This is a genomic window from Nocardioides sp. CER19, assembly GCF_029846275.1.
Taxonomy (GTDB): domain Bacteria; phylum Actinomycetota; class Actinomycetes; order Propionibacteriales; family Nocardioidaceae; genus Nocardioides.
Map to the genome: position 1 here is coordinate 773,973 of NZ_JARVWS010000003.1, position 18,349 is coordinate 792,321.

The window sequence follows — 18,349 nt, forward strand, 5'->3', positions numbered from 1 at the left end:
GCCGAGGGTGACCGGGCCATGCGCGAGCGCACCGCGATCGAGCTACTGGCCGGTCTTCCCGGCCGCGTCGACCCGGCCGAGCATCTCGGTGAGGTGCTGCCGCAGCCCCTCACGGTGCTCGGTCGCCACCTGCTCGAGTCGGGCGACGTCCTCCTCGTGGCGCTTCCGGAGCGCGGTCGTCTCCTGCCGCACCCGGTAGGCCTCGACGCGCGCCTCGTTCGTCATCTCGGCGCCCTTGTCACGCGCCGAGCTCACGAGCCGCTCGCTCTCCTCGCGGGCGGCCCGCACGATGGCGGCGGCCTCATTGCGGGCATCGGCCACGATCGCGGCGGCCTCGCTCCGGGCGTCGGAGCGCCACTGGTCGGTCTCGCGGGCCGTGATCTCGAGCAAGCGGGCGGCCGCCTGCGACTCCGTCCCGTCCTCCGGGTTGCGGGTGTCCTCGCCGGCTCCCGCGTGCGGGGCGACGAACCTGTCTGCGTTAGTGGTCATGACCTTCTCCCGAGCGTCGCACGCTTGCCATCCGTCTGCAGCACCGTGCGGTCTGAGCAAGACTGCCCTTTCGACCGAGTTTCCCGAGAATCGGCACGACCGACATCGCGGTCCGCGACCTGAGACAGGGCCGGTCGCGGATCCGGTCGTCACCAGCGGGACGAGGTTCCCTCCGCTGCGACCGACGCGACCAGGTCGGCAGCCGCCCGAAGCTCCTCGCCGAGGACGTGGTCCTCCAGGGTGGTGCCTCCGGACTGGGCGAGACCGTCGAGCGCGGCCCGGCCGAGCTCGGCCGCCCCACCGGCCGTGGGCAGACGCTCCGGCGCCAGCCTCAGCGCACGGGTGGCGGCGAGGAGCTCGCAGGCCAGCAGGTCCGGCAGGCGGGCGGCGAGCTCGCGTGCGACACGGACCGAGTGGGTCGAGTGGCTCGCGGTCTCCTCCAGGCCGATCGAGATCGTCGTGCGGCCCAGTGCCGCGGGCATCGTGCGGAGCCGGATGTCCGCGGCGAGGTCGCCGGCGACGTACTCGAGGATCATCAGGCCCGAGCTGCCGGGCGCCCCGTCGCTCAGGAACGCGGGCAGCCCCGTGAGCCGCGGATCGACCAGAGCCGCGAGCCGCGCCTGCACGAGCGTGGCGACGGCGACCCACGACTCGCGTACGGCGTCGAAGGCCGCGGCCAGCCGCTGGGTGAGGAAGCCGCCGTGGTGCAGGACGGCGCCGCGCTCGGCGAGCGGGTAGGGGTTCTCAGCCGGCGCGTCGATCTCCGCCACGAGCGCCTCCCGAGCCGACTCGAGCGCGGCGGCCGCCACGCCGTGCACCTGGGGAACGGTCCGCAGCGCGAAGGGGTCCTGGACCCGCGCCGGCGGGGCCGCACCCCGGACGAGGGCGGTCATCCGGTCGGCCGCGGCGGCGGCGTGCGGGTCGGCCCGGCGGGCGAACACCCGGGCGTCGTAGGCCTCGGGCGACCCGCGCAGGGCCAGGAAGCTCAATGCTGCGACGCGCTCGCTCGCGCGCAGCAGGCCGGCGAGATCGACCTGCGCGAGCGCGCCGAGCGCAGCGGTCATGGCGTTGCTGCTGATGAAGGGCAGCGCCTCGCTGGAGCGCACGCGCACCGACGCCGGCGGCCGGCCCGTCCCGCGCCACTCCCCCTCGCCCGCCAGCGCCAGCGCGAGCTGGGCCAGCACGGTGAGATCGCCGGTGCCGACGCTGCCGTGACCGCGCAGCAGGGGGATCGCACCCGCGACCACCGCCCGCTCCAGCGACTCCGCCAGGGCGGGCGTGACGCCGGTGGAGCCGGCCGCGAGCTGGTGAAGGCGCACCAGCATCGTCGCGCGCGTCTCCTCGTCGCTCAGCTCGGGCCCGAAGGCGGCGGCGTGGCTGCGGAGCAGCCGCAGTCCCTGGCTGGCCCGGTCGTCGACCTCGACGTCTCGCAGCGCGCCGACGCCGGTGGTGAGCCCGTAGACCGCCTGCACGGCCGCCGCCGCCTCGAGCGTCTCCGCTCCTGCGGCGATCGCCGCCCGAGCAGACGGGGTGAGCACGGCGTCGACGGCCCGGCGTCCGCGCGCCTCGTCGGCGAGCTCGCTCAGCTCCATCGCGCCAGCCTAGGGGTGTCGGACAGCGCCCCGTCCGGACCGCTCACGCCGGGACGACGCTGCCCAGGTCGGAGGCCGGCACCGGCGCGAGCCCCAGGTGGTCGCGCAGGGTCGTGCCGGCGTACTCGGTGCGGTGCAGCCCCCGGGTCTGGAGGATCGGCACGACGTGCTCGACGAAGAGCTCGAGCGAGTCCGGCAGGGTCGTGGGTTGCAGCGTGAAGCCGTCGCTGCCGCCGCGCGTCACCCACTCCTCGATGAGGTCGGCGAACTGCTCCGGCGTGCCGGTGAACTCCAGCCCGCCGGGCAGGCCCGTCACGAGCTGGGCGACCTCCCGGAAGGGCAGGTTCGTCTCCCGGGCCCGGCCGATGATCACCTGCGCGAAGGTCGAGGCCTCCGCGGTGGCGGCCGCCTCCTCGCTGAGTGGCTGGTCGGGGTCGATCAGGGCCGGGTCGAGCCCGGCGTTGTGCGCCAGCATCCGCCACCGCAGCTCGGGGTCGGCGCTCTCTTCCAGGGCCCGGCGCCGCTCGGCCGCCTCGGCCTCGGTGCTGCCGATGACGAACGCGATGCCGGGCAGGATCTTCACGCTGCCCGCGGGTCTCCCGTACGACGCGGCGGCGGCGTCGATCCGGGCACGGAACGCGCGCGCGGCATCGACGTCGGCCTGCGGCGTGAAGACCACGTCGGCGGTGCGGCCGGCCAGGTCGATCCCGGCCTCGGAGGAGCCGGCCTGGGCGAGCACCGGGCGGCCCTGGGGCGGCCTCGGCACGGGCAACGCGCCGGTCACGTCGTAGAAGTCGCCGTGGAACTCGGCCGGGTGGATCTTCGCGATGTCCGCCCAGCGCCCGGACGCCCGGTCGCCGACGACGGCGTCGTCCTCCCACCCGTCCCACAGCCGGCGTACGACCTCGACGAACTCGACGGCCCGCGCATAGCGGTCGTCGTGCTGGGGGTGGGGGTCGCTACCGAAGTTCGCGGCCGCGTTGGCGTTCCCCGTGGTCACGACGTTCCACCCGAACCGGCCGCCGGTCGCGTGGTCGGCGGTGGCGAACCGCCGGGCCAGCTCGTAGGGCGCGTTGTAGGTCGTCGACGCGGTGGCGAACAGGCCGATGTGCCTGCTGTGCTGCCCGAGCGCGGTCAGCACCGTGACGGGGTCGAAGCGCACCTGGGGGAAGTACTGCGCCCGGAAGAGCTCGATGCTGGGCGAGTCGGCGAGGAAGACGGCGTCGAGGAGCCCGCGCTCAGCGATCGCCGTGCTCCGCGCCAGGCTGTCGATCGACGACGTCGCGGCGACGGCGTCGTCGTCCTGGACGAGCCATCCGGACTCGTGGTAGCCGCTCTGCGTCAGGAAGACGGTGAAGTGGGCGTGGCGCGGCTGGGTCATCGGCTCTCCTTCTGGGGGTGGGTGAGGTCTCGGGACAGCGCGCCCTGGTGGGCCAGGCGCAGCGTCTCCGCCCGCAGCTCGGCGTCACGCGGGTTGGTGACGAGGCCGCCGAGGGTGACGATCTCGACCCCGAGGTCGTAGTAGGCCAGGACGGCGTCGGCGACGGTGCTCGGCGACCCCACCAGCGTCGGCAGGGCACCACCACGCCGCACGAACCCGAGGTGGAGGCAGGTGTCGACGACCGGGTCCGTCACATCGCCGAAGCGGGCCGTCCGCTCGTGGCGGATCGACTCGACCGGCTCGCCGGGCGTCCTGGCGCGATGGGCCTGCAGGACGTCGACGGCCTGCTCGAGGTCCCGGGCGTGCGCCCAGGCCGCCTCGTCGGTCTCACCGACGAGGAAGTTCGCGTTGACCCAGTAGCGCAGCCGCCGGTCGTGACCCGCGGCCCTGGCCGACGCACCGTCGATCCATTCGGCCACCTCGGCCAGCGAGCCGGCGTGGGTCGCGAGTACGTCGGCGTACCGGGCGCCCAGCTCGATGCCTTCTGCCGAACCGCCGGGCGTGGAGATGACGGGGCGCGGCGTGCCGAGAGGCCTGACACCCGAGAAGGCGCCCTCGACCCGGTAGTACTCGCCCTCGAAGTCGAAGGGCTCCACGCTCGTCAGCGTGCGGGTGTAGACCTCGAGGTACTCAGCGGCCCGCGCGTAGCGTTCCTCGCGGCCGAGGTGGTCGCCGTCGCGCGCGAGGTCGGAGTGCCCGAGGATCAGGTGGATCCCGGTGCGCCCGCCCGAGAGTCGGTCGAGCGTCGCGAGAGCCCGGGCGGCCGCGCTGGGCGCCTGGATGCCCGGCCGGTGCGCTTGGACGACGGTCAGCCGCTCGGTCGCGGCGAGCGCCCAGCCGGCCACTGCCGCCACGTCCGGCCAGGTGGCGCTGGCCGGGATGATGCTCGCGTCGTAGCCCGCCGCTTCGTACTCCCGCGACTCGGCCACCACGTGGTCGGCGTCGACGTCGACGGGCTCCGGCGCCGTCGAGAAGTAGGAGGCCTCGCGGGCGATGCCGGCCGTCGAGTAGCTGTTGGTGTAGGGCTGTGGATTGATCCACGAGCGCAACTCGAGCGGCATCCGGCCCTCTTCCGCCCCGGCTGAGGCTATAAAGTTGATCCAGTCACTACACTATACCCCTACCACGGAGCTCTCGATGCCCTCATCCGCTGCCACCGTCACGCCCACCGCCGGCCTCTCGCGCCGCCACCCCGTACCGCCCGGTGCCTTCACCTACGAGCCCAGCGAGCGGCACGTGCGCGCCCGGATCGGCGCCCTCGACCTCGTCGACAGCCACACCCCTGTGCTCGTCTGGGAACCCGGGCAGGCCGTGCCGGGATACGTCTTCCCCCGCGCGGACGTCCGGACGGACGCGCTGCGTCCGACGACCGACCCGGGTCACGGCCGACGTGCACAGGTCGGTCGGTGGTACGACGTCGAGGCGGACGGCGTGACCTACCCGGCCCTGGTGTTCGAGTACGCCGTCGACGGGCTCGGCGACTACCTGGGCGTCGAGTGGTTCGGTCGCACCGAGCCCGGCGTCGAGCACTGGTACGAGGAGGACGAGGAGATCTTCCAGCACCCGCGCGACCCCTACAAGCGGGTGGACCCGATCCCGAGCTCGCGCCACGTCGAGGTCTACGTGGACGGCGTGAAGGTCGCCGACACCCACCGGCCGGTGCTGCTCTTCGAGACCCGGCTGCCGGTCCGCTACTACATCCCGGCGGACGACATCGACTTCACCCACCTCGTCGAGACCGACCTGGTCACGACCTGCCCCTACAAGGGCGACGCGCGCTACTGGTCGGTCCGGACACCCGACCGGCTGCGCGAGAACATCGTGTGGTCCTACCCCGACCCGGTCCGCGCGGCGACGCCCATCAAGGACCACCTGGCGGTCTACAACGAGGTCGTCGACATCGTCGTCGACGGCGTGCCGGTGCCCCGCCCCGAGAGCGAGTTCACCGCCCGGCTCGGGGAGCGGAACGCCTAGCGGCCTGCGAGGTTCTCACGCAGCGTGGCTCCGGCGTACTCGGGCGGGTAGATGCCACGCTGCGTGAGCAGCGGGACGACGTGGTCGACGAGGTCGGCGAGCCCGCTGGGCAGGCTCGGGGCCATGAGGATGAACCCGTCGGCGGCCTTGCCGTTGAAGCGCTCCTCGATCCGGTCGGCGATCTTCTCCGGCGTACCCACGACGAACCCGCGCCCGGCGACGGCCTGGTAGACCTGCCGGAGCGTCAGGGACCGGCCCTCGACGAGACGCTGGATCGCCTTGTAGGCCGACTGGGACTGCTGGACGGTCCCCTCGTCGAGGAAGTCGAAGGTGAAGATCTCGTCGGGGTCGCGACCGGAGAGGTCGGTCTGCAGGCGGTGCGACAGCAGGTCGAGCGCCACCTGGTCCGGCGTGAGCTCCAGGATGAGGTCGGCGCGCTCGCGGGCCTCGGCCTCCGTCGACCCGATGACGGGCGCCAGCATCGGCATCACCGCCAGCGACTCCGGGTCGCGGCCCGCGACCGCCACCCGCTCCTTGTAGTCCCGGTAGAGGTCCTGCGCCGCGTCGAGGGTCCCGCTGCCGAGGGTGAACACCGCGTCGGCCGTCGCCGCGGCGAGGTTCTTGCCGTCCTCGGAGGCGCCCGCCTGGAAGAGCGCTGGGCGACGCTGCGGCGACCGGGAGATGTTGAGCGGCCCTCGTACGTCGAAGAACTCGCCGTGGTGGTGGATCGGCCGCACCTTGGCGGGGTCGGCGTACCGGCCGCTGGCCTTGTCCGCGACGACGGCGCCCTCGTCCCAGCTGTCCAGCAGACGGTCGACCACCTCGACGAACTCGCCGCCGCGCCGGTAGCGAACGGCGTGGTCGAGGTTGGCGTCGCGGCCGAAGTTCCAGGCCTCCTCGTCGGAGGCGCTGGTCACCAGGTTCCAGCCGGCCCGCCCGTGGGACATGTGGTCGAGCGTCGCCAGCCGCCGGGCGACGTGGTAGGGCTCGTTGTACGTCGTCGACACGGTCGCCACCAGGCCGATGTGCTCGGTCGCCTGGGACAGGCCGCCCAGCAGCGTGAACGGCTCGAGCCGCTCGTTCACCGTCGACTCGACGCCGGACTCGAAGCGGTCCCAGACGTAGAGCTCGTCGGCCAGGAAGATCGCCGCGAAGCGGCCGCGCTCGGCCGTCCGGGCGAGGTCGCGGTAGTAGTCGAAGTCGAGGAACCGCTCCGGCCGCGCGTCGGGCAGGCGCCAGCTCGTGACGTGCTCGCCGTTCGGGTAGAAGAGCCCGAGCGCGAAGACCAGGTGCTTGCGGGTCATGCGACCACTCCTTCCTCGAGCGCCGGCGCCGCCGCGGCGACGAGCGGCTCGCCTACGTCGGTCGGCCGCCAGCCGAGCCCGGGAGCGATGTCGTCGACGACGGCATGGACGGCCTCCACACGCTGGCGGTGGTCGGTCGTGCCGTAGGCGACCGAGACCTGCAGATCGGTCGCGAGCGGGAACGGCGCGAACCCGGCGATCGACTCCGCGATCTGCTCCGGGGTGCCGTAGTGCACGTTGATCGCGGCCGCCTTCTCCTCGAGCGTCTCCGCCCTCGGCAGCCATTCGCGTCCCCAGCGGTAGGTCGTCTCCACGTCCGGCCGGAGGGCGGCGAGGGCGGCCTCGCGGGAGTGCGCGACGTGGAGGTGGAAGATGATCCCCACCCGTGGCTCGGCGCCGACGGGGAGCGCCGCGTGGTACGCCGCCGCGGTGACCTCGGCCGGCACGGTCTGCGTGGTCCCGATGAGGACGCCGTGCCCACGCCGCGCCGACTCGGTGCCGGTGAGCTCGGTGAGCGCCGACTCCCAGATGCGACCGGAGAGGCCGGCCGCGGGCGGGTTGAGGACCTGGTCGGTGCCGTGCAGCGGCTCGCCGTCGAGAGCGCTCTCCAGCAGCGTCAACCTGCGCAGGTACTCGGCCTTCTTCTCCTCCCGATCGGCCGGGAGGTCGACGCCGAGCGCGTGGGCCGTGTCGGGCTGGCCGCCGTTGGAGACGCCGAGCTCGAACCGGCCTCCGCTGAGGGCGTCGAGCACGGCGGCATCCTCGGCCACCCGCACCGGGTTCTCGAGGGGCAGCGGCACGACACCGGTGCCCAGCCGCAGGCGGGAGGTCCGCGCGGCGAGAGCGGCCAGGAAGACGAACGGGGAGGGCATGCCGCCCGGGAAGTGCGCGGCGTCGCCCCTGGTCCGGAACTTGTAGGACCGGATCCACGCGCTCTCGAACCCGAGCCGTTCGGCCAGGACGAACAACTCGAGGTTGTCGCGGTAGACCTCGGCCTGGTCGCCGTGCTCACGATGGTCGGTGTGGATGGCGAGCCGGAAGCTCATCGGAGGGTCTCCTTGGGGGTGGGGACGGCGGGGCGCGAGACACCCAGGTGGCCGCGCAGGGTGGTCTCGGCGTACTCGGTGCGGTGCAGGCCCCGGTCCTGGAGCAGGGGTACGACGTGGTCGACGAAGAGCTCGAGCGACTCGGGCAAGGTGGTCGGCTGGAGCGTGAACCCATCGCTCGCGCCGCTGAGGACCCAGTCCTCGATGAGGTCGGCCAGCTGCTCGGGCGTGCCGGTGAACTCGAGGCCGCCGGGCAACCCGGTGAGCTCGGCTGCCAGCTCGCGGAAGGGCTTGCCGGACTCGGCCGTGCGACGGATCAGCTCGTCGGTCCGACTCGTGCGCTCGCCTCCGATCGAAGCGGCCGCGGCGGCGGCCTCGTCGAGCGGACGGTCGGGGTCGACGCGCTCGTGGTCGAGGCTCGCGTTGTGGGCGAGGTTGCGCCAGCGGAACTCCGGGTCGACCGCGTTCTCGAGCGCCTGGCGCTTGGCGCGCGCCTCCTCCTCGGTCGAGCCGATCACGAACGCGACCCCTGGCAGCACCAGGACGTCCGCGGCCGACCGCCCGTGCCGTACGGCGGCCGCCCTGACCTGGTCACGGAAGGCGCGCGAGGCATCCACCGTCGACTGGGCCGTGAACACCAGGTCGGCCACGCTGCCGGCGAGCTCGATCCCGGGACCGGACGACCCGGCCTGGGCGAACGCGGGCCGGCCCTGCGGGGACCGCGGCAGCGTCAGCGCACCGGCGACCTCGAAGTAGCGGCCGCGGAACTCGACGGGCCTGATGCCCTCCTGCCGCGCCCACACTCCGGTGTCAGGGTCGGCCACCACCGCGTCCTCCTCCCAGCTCGCCCAGAGGCGCGACACGACGTCGACGAACTCCGCGGCGCGCGCGTACCGCTCGTCGTGCGGCGGGTGGCCGGCCAACCCGAAGTTGCCGGCCGCGCCGACGTACCGCGTCGTGACGATGTTCCAGCCCGCGCGGCCACCGGAGAGGAAGTCCACCGTGGCGAGTCGCCGGGCGAGGTCGTAGGGCGCGCTGTAGGTCGTCGACGCGGTCCCGATGAGCCCGATGCGGGAGGTGACCGCCGCGATCGCGGCGATGAGCTCGAGCGGATCGAAGCCCACCTGCGGGAAGTAGCGAGCGCGGAACGGCTGGATGCCCGGCGTGTCGGCGAAGAAGGCCGCGTCGAACAGCCCACGCTCGGCCGTCTGCGCCGCCTTGACGAGCGTCTCGACGGCGACCTCGGGCCGGGCGAGCTCGCGCGGCGACACCTTCCACGCCGACTCGTGGTAGCCGAACCCCGCGAGGAACGCGGTCAGGTGCGCCTGAGGCCTCGCTGTCATCGACGTGCATCTCCTCGGGTCGACGGGTGGACGAGCCCGGTCCCCGGCTCGACTCGCACAGAGCCGAATCCTATATCTATGAAACCGATCTGTTTACTACAATTCGGTTCATGCCCTCTTCGCCTGCCCCCGTCGCACCGCCGCTCGAGAGCGCGGCGCTGGTCCGGCGCTTTCCGCGCTACCCCGACACCTTCACCTACGAGCCGAGCAGCCGGTGGGTGCGCGGCGTTCTCGACGGGGTGACGGTGGTCGACAGCCGCCACCAGATCCTGGTCTGGGAGCCCGGGCACAAGGTGCCCGAGTACGGCTTTCCCCGGGACCACGTCCGGCTGGACCTCCTCGAGGCCGGCGCTGCCCCCGAGGCCGGCTACTACCGGCCGCAGACCAAGGACGTGGAGTGGTACGACCTGGTCGTCGGCGAGCACCGGGTCCGCGGCGCCGCCTGGAAGTGGAACACCCCGGGCCTGGAGGACTACGTCGCCGTCAGCTGGTTCCCCGGCGTCCTGGACGCGTGGTACGAGGAGGACGAGCTCGTCATCACCCACCCGCGCGACCCGGGCAACCGCGTCGACGTCATCCCCAGCAGCCGACACGTGGTCGTGCGGGCCGGCGACCGGGTGCTGGCCGAGTCCCGGCGACCGCTCGCCCTCTTCGAGAACCGCCTGCCGACCCGCTTCTACCTGCCCGCCGAGGACGTCCACTGGGACCACCTCGAGCGGGTCGAGGTCGTGAGCACCTGCCCCTACAAGGGGACCGCTGACGGCTACTGGGCGCTCAAGGGCGCGCCCGACCGGGAGGTCGCGTGGGCGTACTCGAAGCCGTTCCACCAGGTCTCCGCCATCAAGGACCACGTCGCGTTCTACAACGAGCGCGTCGAGCTGGTCGTCGACGGAGCGCCCTTCCTCGACTCCCCGGAGACCTGGGCCTAGCGGCACCTGGCCGGGATGGTCGGGAGCTGGCTCAGGCAATGACCTGTCCCGGCTCCTCGGCTCGGGCATCGCCTCGCGGCCACCCCCTCCGCAGTGACAGCGCCGACTCGACCAGCTGCCGGCTGTAGGGGTGCTCGGCGGACTCGAAGAGCTCGTCCGACTGCTTGAGCTCGACGAGCTCGCCGTCGTAGAGGACGCCGATGCGGTGCGAGATCTGGCGTACGACGGCCATGTCGTGGGAGATGAAGAGGTAGGAGACCCCTGTGCGCTGCTGGAGCTCGACGAGCAGGTCGATGATGCGAGCCTGGATGGAGACGTCGAGGGCGGAGGTCGGCTCGTCGCAGATCACCAGGGGCACGTTGCCGGCGAACGCACGAGCGATCGCCACGCGCTGCTTCTGCCCGCCGGAGAGCTGCCCGGGCAGCCGGTCGAGCAGCTCGTGCTCGATGCCGACGCTGTCGGCGAGCTGTTCCACGGTCTGGTCACCGTCGAGCAGCCGGATCGAGCGCTTGAGCACCTGACGCACGGTGCGGCGCGGGTTGAGGGAGAGGTCGGCGTTCTGGAAGACCACCTGCACCTGCGGCAGGCGACGACGGCCCGGCCGGCCGCCCTGGTCGAAGGTGACCTGGCCGTCGTACGTGGTCAGGCCTGCGAGCACGCGACCCAGCGTGGTCTTCCCGCTGCCCGACTCCCCGACGATGCCGAGCACCTCACCACGGCCGATGGTGAACGACACGTCGCGCAGGGCGCGCTTGCGGTGGTAGTCCTTCGACACGCCGGAGACCGTGACCACCGGTCGAGCCGTGTCGTCTGCTCCGCTGGCCGGGCGGCTGCGCCGGGCGTCGATGTCGGGAAGCGCGGCGATCAGCGACCGCGTGTAGGCGTGCCGGGGCGACCGCAGCACCCGCTCCGAGGGACCCTCCTCGACCATCACGCCGTCCTGCAGCACACCGATGCGCCGGCAGTGGGCGGCGATGAGCGGCAGGTTGTGGCTGATCAGGATCGTCGCGAACCCGAGCTCGGCGCGGAGGCGGTCGATCAGCGCCATGATCTCCGTCTCGACCCGCCCGTCGAGACCGGTGGTGGGCTCATCGAGGATCAGGAGGTCAGGCGAGCCGGCCAGCGCCATCGCGATGACGACACGTTGCTGCTGGCCACCGGACAGCTCGTGGGGGTAGCGGCCGGCGATCACGGCGGCCGGGGTCAGCTGGACACGCTCGAGCGCTGCGTGCGCGCGCTGCGCGGCCTCGCTCCGGCCGGCGCCGGCCAGCCGGAAGACCTCGGCGACCTGCTCCCCCACCGCCATCGTCGGGTTGAGCGCGAGCCCGGGCTCCTGGTAGACGACGCCGAGGGACTCGGCTCGGAAGTGGCGCAGCCGGCGGCCCTCGAGCGAGCGCACGTCGACGCCGGCGACGCTCAGGTCCCCGGCGCTCAGCTCCGCGTTCGGCGCGAGGTACCGCGTGAGTGCCATCGCGGCGGTCGACTTGCCCGAGCCTGACTCGCCGACCAGGCCGTAGGCCTCGCCGGCCTGAACCGCGAAGCTCACGCCCTTCACCGCCTGGAGGGTCCCGTGCCCGGTGCGGTAGCCGATCCGCAGGTCTCGGACCGAGACCACCGGGCCAGACCGATGGGTTGCTCCGGTCATGGCCGCGAGACCTCCTTGATGTTGTCGGCGATCAGCTGGACGGAGACGACCAGGGAGGCGACCGCCAGGGCGGGGAAGAGAACCGTCCACCACTGCTGCTGGAGATAGATCATGTTGGCGTTGATCTGCAGGCCCCAGTCCGCCGAGGGGGGCTGCGCGCCGAGGCCCAGGAACGAGAGCGTCGCGGTCATGAGGATGGCCGAGGCGAGGCTCAACGTGATCTGGACGAGCATCGTCGGCCACACGTTCGGCACCAGCTCGAGCGCCATGATCCGCAGCCGCGACTCGCGCTGCAGCCGCGCGGAGGCGACGTACCCCTTGCCCATCTCAGCGAGTACGGCGGCCCGGATGATGCGGGCGATGCCGGGCGCGTAGACGAAGCCGATGCACAGGATCAGGGCCCGGGTGCCGGAACCGAAGGCCGTCACCAGCACGATGAGGAAGATGATCGGCGGCAGGACCACGAGTACGTCGAACACCCGCATGAGCGCGGTGTCGACGATGCCCCGGAAGTAGCCGGCGATGACGCCGAGGGCCCCGCCCAGGATCGTCGCCATGACCGCGCCGAGCGGCCCGATCAGCAGCGCCCGGTCGGCACCGACCAGCGTGCGTGCGAAGACGCTGCGCCCGAGGTTGTCGGTGCCGAAGGGCTGCGACCAGCTGGGGGCGGCCAGCAGCTTGCCGGTGTTGGAGTAGGGATCCAGTCCGACGACCTTCCACAGCACCGCGGCGAGGATCCACCACAGGACGATGACGGCGCTGATGACGAAGGTGGGGCGCCGGAGCAGGGCGCGGGCACGCGGCCGGCGAGGGGTCGCGGACGCCGTCGCCACGTCCTGGACGGCAGCAGCCGCAGGCGTCAGTGCCCCGGGCTCCGGAAGGTTCTCGTCGGAGGTCAGGACGGACATGCCCATGTCAGGAGCTCGCATTGTCGAAGCGGATACGCGGGTCGCTCACGATCAGCGCGATGTCGGCGAGCAGCAGCGCCAGCAGTGCGACGACTCCCGTGACCACCACGCCGTCGCACAGCAGCACGACGTCCTTGTGCTCGGCGGCGGTCACCAGGAGTGCGCCGAGGCCCGGATAGTTGAAGAGCTGCTCGACCACGGCCTCCCCCGAGAGCAGCGCTCCCAGGTAGATGCCGAGCAACGAGAGCGTCGGGATCAGTGCGTTGCGCAGCACGTGGCGCCGCACGATCGAGGCAGGCTCCAGACCCTTGAGCACCGCGGTGCGGTGGTGCTGCGCGGTGATCGCGCCCGTCACGCCCGTGCGGACCATGCGGGTGACGACGGCGAGGTAGTACACGACCAGTGTCACGGCCGGGATGATCATGGCGTGGAGTCGCTGGCCGATGTTCCCGGTGGCGAGTGCGCTGGCCTGGACGGGCACCAGGTGCAGCCACACCGCGAAGACCAGCAGGAGGATCACGCCCACCACGAACGCCGGCACGGCCGAGAGCGACATGGCCGCGATCGTGATCGAGCGGTCGGTGCGCCTGCCCTCGCGGTAGCCCTGGACGGAGCCCAGCACCACCGAGATCGGCACGAGCAGAACGAACGCGAGGGCGCCCAGCAGCGCCGAGTTCAGCAGGCGATCGAGGATGAGCTCGCGGTTGGGCTGGCCGAAGACGAAGCTGGTGCCCCAGTCGCCGGTGACGAAGCCGTGCAGCCAGTGCAGGTAGCGGCTCAGCAGCGACCCGGTGAGGCCGTTCTGCTCGTCCCAGATGCGGACCTGCTCGTCGGTCGCGTACTGGCCCAGGGTCGCGCGCCCGGGATCGCCGGGCACGACCTGGATGAGCCAGAAGGTCAGCGCCGAGACGACGAGGAGGACCACGGGGATCTGGACCAGCCGCCGTCCGAGCAGGCGCAGGACCCGTCCGTGGCGTTCGGCCAACGCGCCGAACCCGCGCCCGGGGGCCGCCGCCCCAGGGCGCGGGTTCAGGGTTGTCATGTCGGGCCGCCTCGGGTCAGTGGCTGACGCTGATGCCGCGGAAGTCGAAGCCGCCGTCGAAGTTCTGGCCGTTGGCGAAGTCGCCCTTCACCTTCGGCGAGAGGAGGAGGACGTTCTTGGCGAACGCCGTGATGACGACGGGTACGTCGTTCCACTCGATCTGCGCGATCTGGTCGGCCAGGTCCTGGCGGGCGGACGCGTCGGTCGTCGAGTCGTACTGGTTGACCAGCCCCTCCAGCTGCGGGTTCGCGTACTTCGACGCGTTCCAGGAGCTGTCCTTCGCGTAGAGCAGGGACGCCAGCTGCGAGGGCAGCCGGTCGGCCCAGTCGGTGATGGTGACCGGGGCGCTCAGCCACGGCGAGTTGTCGCCGCTGGCGTAGTAGGACCCGGACGACTGCACGTCCAGGCTGACCTTGAACAGGCCCGTCGCGTCGAGCTGCTGCTGGATGGCCTGGGCCAGGTTCTGCTCGCTGGTGTAGGTCGTGATCGTGAACTTGATCGGCGTGCTCAGCCCGGCCAGCAGCTGCTTGGCCTGGTCGACGTCGGGCTCACGCTGGGTGAGGCCCTGCGGCTGCACCGCGTAGTCGGGGAAGGTGGCGACGTCGTTCGCCACGGCTGCGTCGTTCTGGTAGACCGACGTGGCGATCTGCTCACGGTCCAGCGACCAGGCGATCGCCTGGCGGACCTTGACGTCGTCGAAGGGCGCCTTGGTGACGTCGAAGACCAGGCCGTCGAACTTCTCCCAGCCGCTGGTGTCCACCCGGTGCTGGGTGGATCCGATCTGGCTCTCCGGAGTGTTCGCCAGCTGGTCCACCTCACCGCTCTGGAAGGCGAGCTGCTGCGACTGCTGGTCGCTGAAGAACTTGGCCTCGATGCCGTCGAGCCGGATGGCCGAGGCGTCCCAGTAGTGGGGGTTCTTCTTGTAGGTCACGCCCTGCCCCGGCGTGTACTTCTCGATGGTGAACTCGCCGGCGCCGACCGGGTGCTCGATCCAGTCCTCGGCGGAGGTGTTCGCCGGCAGGATCCACGTGTTGGCGCCGGTGAGCAGGTAGGGGAAGTCCGAGTAGGGCTTGGCGAGCGTGAAGACCACCGCCTTGCCGGAGGACGCGGCCGCGACTGACTTCAGCGTGCCCGTGAAGCTGCTCGCCGCCGGCGAGGTGCTCTTGGGCGCGAGGATCTGGTCGAAGGTCCAGACGACGTCCGCGGGCGTGACCGGCTTGCCGTCGCTGAACTCGGCCCCGGGGCGCAGCTCGAAGGTCCAGCTCAGGCCGTCCTTCGACGACGTCCACGACGAGGCGAGCTGGCCCACCAGCTTGCCCTTGGGGTCCTTGTTCACGAGCTGGGCGTTGGCCAGGCCGACGATGAACATCGAGTTGTAGTCGGCGACGGTGAAGGGGTCGATCGCTCCCTGGGGCGCCTGCAGCGGGAGGTTGTAGACGCCGCCCGAGGCCGCCTCGCCAGCGCCGCTCGGGGCCGACGAGGACGAGGATCCAGAGGAGCCGCAGGCGGCGAGCGACACCGCGACGATCACGGCAAGGGTGGTACCGAGCGCACGACGCGCGGCGAGCTTCTTCGACACGTGGTTTCCGTTCTCAAGGTGGGGCTGGAACGCTTCCGAACCGGTTGGTCGGGACCCGAGGGGCGAAATACTACTAAGTTAATCTTGTTTCGCAAGTTAGATGCGTGTCGCGGCCGGCTCAGCCCGCTACCAGCTGCTCGATCGGCGTCGGACCGCCCACGGTCGGGAGCCCGGCCTCGCGCCAGGCATGGATGCCGCCGATCACGTCCGTGGCGTCGAGCCCGAGGGCGACCAGCGAGGCCGCCGCGAGCGACGACGTGTACCCCTCGGTGCAGTAGACGATCCAGCGCGTGTCCGCCAGCGCGAGCGGGAGCCTCGCGTCGGAGTCGGGGTGTACCCGCCACTCCAGGTGGTTGCGCTCGATGACGACCGCGCCCGGGATCTCGCCGTCGGCCCGGCGCTGCCACTCCGGCCGGATGTCCACCAGGCGGGCACCGTCGCGAACGGCCTGCTCGGCCTGGACCGGGGCGAGGCGGCTGAGCGTCGCGCGGGCCGCCTCGACCATCTCGTCGACGCTCGCGAAGGTCACGACGCCTCCCGCGTCGGCGTGGGCGCCTCGGGGTCGTCGGTCCAGCTCGACGCCCACCGCAGGAGGCTGCCCTCGGCCGCGTCGTAGTAGTGCATGAGGCGGATCGGCGGCGAGTACGCGTGCACGCTCACGGCGGGCGCCTCGAGGTGGTTGCGTACGTCGTGCACGTAGTGGGGCCCGAAGGCGATGGTCTGCCGGTCCCGTCGCAGGTTGTCGACCAGTCGGCCGGGCGCGCCCTGACTGGCGCCGCTCCAGACGTACTCGTTGAGCGTGCCGTCGACGACGGTGAAGGCGCCCGACGACCCGCCGTGGTCGTGCAGCTCGGTGCCCTGCTCCATCGTCCAGCTGATCAGCCAGACGTCGACGTCGGCGTCCTGATGGATGCGGACGTGCCAGCGCTCCTCGGTGTGGAACTCCGCGTGGTACTGCCCCGCGCGCACGTCATCGGCGTAGCGCTCGACGACGTCTCGCAGCTCCGCCAACGACAGCTGGCGCCCGGTCGCCGCCGGAAGAGGAGAGATCGTGCTCATGCACTATTAGTACCAAAAGCCTAGTTATTTAGTCGACTTGTTCGAGAAATCAGTTCGGCGTGTCTCACTCGGTGCCCGGGCAGCGCGAAGGCCCGGACACCCTCGTGCCCGGGCCTTCCCTGCCTCTCGCTCAGTGGTCGGCTAGTGCCTTCCCAGCCTGCTGCCGGTGTTGCGACCGGTGACTGTGGAGGCGATGACGACCAGCACCGCGGCGCAGGCGATCGCGACGATCCAGCGGACCCAGTCGACGCCGGGGCTGCCGTTGCCGCCGAAGGCGGTGTAGATGAACCAGCCGATGATCACCCCGCCGATGCCGCACAGGATGGTGAGCCAGATCGGGATGTTGTCCTTGTCGCCGGGGGCGACGAACTTGCCGAGCAGGCCGATGATGATGCCCGCGATGATGACGCCGATGATCTCCATGAGGGGTCGCCTCCCAGTGTCCTCGGACCCTCGCGAGCGTGCGGGGGTCCTTCGCGGAACCGGTACCCGGCGGGCGAAACCCTGAACCTCCGGATGAGAGTTGCCGCTCAGAACGGGAACTCGCGCCGTTCGTCCCGGGTCGTCACCCACTGCAGCTCGGTGAAGTCCTCCGCGGCGAAGCCGACCCCGAAGCGACCCCAGCCGCTGTCCTTCGAACCCCCGAACGGCATCTGCGGCTCGTCGTTGACCGGCTGGTCGTTGACGTGGACGATGCCGGCGGAGACGCGGCGGGCCACCTCGAAGCCCTCCACCGAGTTGGCGGCCAGGACCGAGGCGGTCAGACCGAACGGCGAGGCGTTGGCGCGCGCGATCGCGTCTTCGCGGTCCTCGACGACCGTGAGGACGACGACCGGACCGAAGGTCTCGTCGAACGCGAGCTCGATGTCGTCGGGCACGTCAGTGAGCACCGTCGCCGGGTAGCACGGAGGCTTCGGCGTTCCGCCGGCGAGCACCCGGGCGCCTCCCGCCACCGCCTCGTCCACGCGTCGGCTGATCGTGGACAGCGCCCACTGGTTGATGACGGGGCCGATCACCGTCGCCGGGTCCGACGGGTCGCCGAACGGGAGGCCGGTCACCTTCGCGGCGAACCGCTCGGCGAACTCATCGGCAATGGCGCGCTCCACATAGATCCGGCGTGCGCACATGCACACCTGCCCCTGGTGGACGAACGCCCCGAAGGCGGCGGCATCGACGGCGTAGTCGAGGTCGACGCCTTCCAGGACGATCATCGGGTTCTGGCCGCCGAGCTGCATCAGCACCCGCTTGAGGTGTCGTCCCGCGGCTTCGGCCAGCCGCCGGCCCGTGACCGTGGAGCCGGTGAAGTTGAGGCGCCGGACGAGGGGGTTCGCGACGAGCTCCTCACCGATGAGCGCGGCCTCGCCGGGGGCGTGCGTGACCACGTTCAGGACGCCGGGCGGCATCCCGGCCTCGGCGAAGATCTCGGCCCACAGGGCGCCGCACGCGGGCGCCTCCTCCGAGGGCTTGAGGACGACGGTGTTGCCGAGCGCGAGCGGCGCCGCGATCGCCCGGCCGGTCAGCGTCAGGGCCGCGTTCCACGGGGCGATCGCAGCGACGACGCCCACCGGCCGGCGTACGGCCATGGCCCGCGTGCCCGGCTGGTCGGACGGCATCATCTGGCCGAGCGCGCCATAAGGGAGCGCGGCCGACTGCCGCAGCAGGGACAGCGTGAAGTCGAGCTGGATGTCGCCGAAGTGCCAGGTGCACCCGGTCTCGCGAGCCAGCAGCGACAGCACCTCGGCTCGCCGCCGCTCGACGATGTCGGCCGCCCTGAGGAAGATCCGCTGTCGCTCGAACGGGAGCGACTCCGACCAGCTCGGGAAGGCCCGATGTGCGGCGTCGATCGCCGCGCGGGTGTCGTCCTGGTCCCCGGCGGCGACCGTCGCGACGACGTCCCCCGACCACGGGTCCAGGCTCTCGAACGTCCGGCCGTTGCGCGAGTCGGCCCAGTGTCCGCCAATGTGCTGGCGCACCCGCGTCTGCGACGTAGTCACCACT

General features: G+C 71.7%; 17 protein-coding genes. 2 read left to right on the forward strand and 15 right to left on the reverse strand.

Annotation, left to right across the window (positions count from 1 at the left end; translation table 11 throughout):
• Window positions 1-42: 42 nt before the first annotated feature.
• The 4 genes from QDS12_RS19150 to QDS12_RS19165 form a co-directional block, all read right to left on the reverse strand.
• The gene (locus QDS12_RS19150) at window positions 43-489 is read right to left on the reverse strand and encodes a hypothetical protein (protein WP_279882074.1); all 447 of its coding nucleotides are present in this window, start codon (window positions 487-489) and stop codon (window positions 43-45) included.
• A gap of 149 nt (window positions 490-638) precedes the next feature.
• Entirely contained in the window at window positions 639-2,081 is a 1,443-nt protein-coding gene (locus tag QDS12_RS19155) for an aromatic amino acid lyase (RefSeq protein ID WP_279882077.1), read from the reverse strand.
• Between the two features lie 43 nt (window positions 2,082-2,124).
• Window positions 2,125-3,462, reverse strand: coding sequence for an NtaA/DmoA family FMN-dependent monooxygenase (locus QDS12_RS19160; protein WP_279882079.1), 1,338 nt, complete (start codon window positions 3,460-3,462; stop codon window positions 2,125-2,127).
• Window positions 3,459-4,583, reverse strand: coding sequence for an LLM class flavin-dependent oxidoreductase (locus tag QDS12_RS19165; protein ID WP_279882082.1), 1,125 nt, complete (start codon window positions 4,581-4,583; stop codon window positions 3,459-3,461). The genes QDS12_RS19160 and QDS12_RS19165 overlap by 4 nt, the downstream gene beginning before the upstream one ends.
• A 76-nt stretch (window positions 4,584-4,659) precedes the next feature.
• Here QDS12_RS19165 and QDS12_RS19170 point away from each other — a divergent pair, with 76 nt between their 5' ends.
• Window positions 4,660-5,496: a DUF427 domain-containing protein gene (locus QDS12_RS19170; RefSeq protein WP_279882085.1), complete on the forward strand. Its 837-nt coding sequence runs from the start codon at window positions 4,660-4,662 to the stop codon at window positions 5,494-5,496.
• Here QDS12_RS19170 and QDS12_RS19175 read toward each other — a convergent pair.
• From QDS12_RS19175 to QDS12_RS19185, 3 genes are read right to left on the reverse strand one after another with little or no spacing between them, the layout of a single operon-like run.
• The gene (locus tag QDS12_RS19175) at window positions 5,493-6,800 is read right to left on the reverse strand and encodes an LLM class flavin-dependent oxidoreductase (RefSeq protein ID WP_279882088.1); all 1,308 of its coding nucleotides are present in this window, start codon (window positions 6,798-6,800) and stop codon (window positions 5,493-5,495) included. The genes QDS12_RS19170 and QDS12_RS19175 overlap by 4 nt on opposite strands.
• Complete coding sequence (locus tag QDS12_RS19180) at window positions 6,797-7,846, reverse strand: LLM class flavin-dependent oxidoreductase (RefSeq protein ID WP_279882090.1); 1,050 nt, start codon at window positions 7,844-7,846, stop codon at window positions 6,797-6,799. The genes QDS12_RS19175 and QDS12_RS19180 overlap by 4 nt, the downstream gene beginning before the upstream one ends.
• Complete coding sequence (locus tag QDS12_RS19185; RefSeq protein WP_279882092.1) at window positions 7,843-9,189, reverse strand: NtaA/DmoA family FMN-dependent monooxygenase; 1,347 nt, start codon at window positions 9,187-9,189, stop codon at window positions 7,843-7,845. The genes QDS12_RS19180 and QDS12_RS19185 overlap by 4 nt, the downstream gene beginning before the upstream one ends.
• A gap of 110 nt (window positions 9,190-9,299) precedes the next feature.
• Between QDS12_RS19185 and QDS12_RS19190 the strand changes: the two genes are divergently transcribed.
• Window positions 9,300-10,118 (forward strand): DUF427 domain-containing protein, encoded by an 819-nt coding sequence (locus QDS12_RS19190; RefSeq protein ID WP_279882094.1) that lies wholly within the window; start codon window positions 9,300-9,302, stop codon window positions 10,116-10,118.
• A 31-nt stretch (window positions 10,119-10,149) separates the two neighbouring features.
• Here the strand turns inward: QDS12_RS19190 and QDS12_RS19195 are convergent, their stop codons facing one another.
• From QDS12_RS19195 to QDS12_RS19230, 8 genes are all read right to left on the reverse strand, one after another.
• Window positions 10,150-11,763 (reverse strand): ABC transporter ATP-binding protein, encoded by a 1,614-nt coding sequence (locus tag QDS12_RS19195; RefSeq protein WP_279882096.1) that lies wholly within the window; start codon window positions 11,761-11,763, stop codon window positions 10,150-10,152.
• A complete protein-coding gene (locus QDS12_RS19200; protein WP_279882099.1) occupies window positions 11,760-12,692 on the reverse strand; it encodes an ABC transporter permease in 933 nt (310 codons plus the stop codon). The genes QDS12_RS19195 and QDS12_RS19200 overlap by 4 nt, the downstream gene beginning before the upstream one ends.
• Window positions 12,679-13,713 carry an ABC transporter permease gene (locus tag QDS12_RS19205; RefSeq protein ID WP_279882101.1) on the reverse strand — a complete coding sequence of 345 codons (1,035 nt, stop codon included), beginning with the start codon at window positions 13,711-13,713 and terminating at the stop codon, window positions 12,679-12,681. The genes QDS12_RS19200 and QDS12_RS19205 overlap by 14 nt, the downstream gene beginning before the upstream one ends.
• Window positions 13,714-13,729: 16 nt before the next feature.
• Window positions 13,730-15,292, reverse strand: coding sequence for an ABC transporter substrate-binding protein (locus QDS12_RS19210; RefSeq protein WP_279882103.1), 1,563 nt, complete (start codon window positions 15,290-15,292; stop codon window positions 13,730-13,732).
• A 118-nt stretch (window positions 15,293-15,410) separates the two neighbouring features.
• Entirely contained in the window at window positions 15,411-15,821 is a 411-nt protein-coding gene (locus QDS12_RS19215) for a rhodanese-like domain-containing protein (protein ID WP_279882105.1), read from the reverse strand.
• Window positions 15,818-16,351, reverse strand: coding sequence for a cysteine dioxygenase family protein (locus QDS12_RS19220; RefSeq protein WP_279882107.1), 534 nt, complete (start codon window positions 16,349-16,351; stop codon window positions 15,818-15,820). The genes QDS12_RS19215 and QDS12_RS19220 overlap by 4 nt, the downstream gene beginning before the upstream one ends.
• Before the next feature lie 141 nt (window positions 16,352-16,492).
• Window positions 16,493-16,774 (reverse strand): GlsB/YeaQ/YmgE family stress response membrane protein, encoded by a 282-nt coding sequence (locus QDS12_RS19225; RefSeq protein WP_279882109.1) that lies wholly within the window; start codon window positions 16,772-16,774, stop codon window positions 16,493-16,495.
• A gap of 107 nt (window positions 16,775-16,881) precedes the next feature.
• Window positions 16,882-18,345 carry an aldehyde dehydrogenase family protein gene (locus tag QDS12_RS19230; RefSeq protein WP_279882110.1) on the reverse strand — a complete coding sequence of 488 codons (1,464 nt, stop codon included), beginning with the start codon at window positions 18,343-18,345 and terminating at the stop codon, window positions 16,882-16,884.
• Window positions 18,346-18,349: the final 4 nt, after the last annotated feature.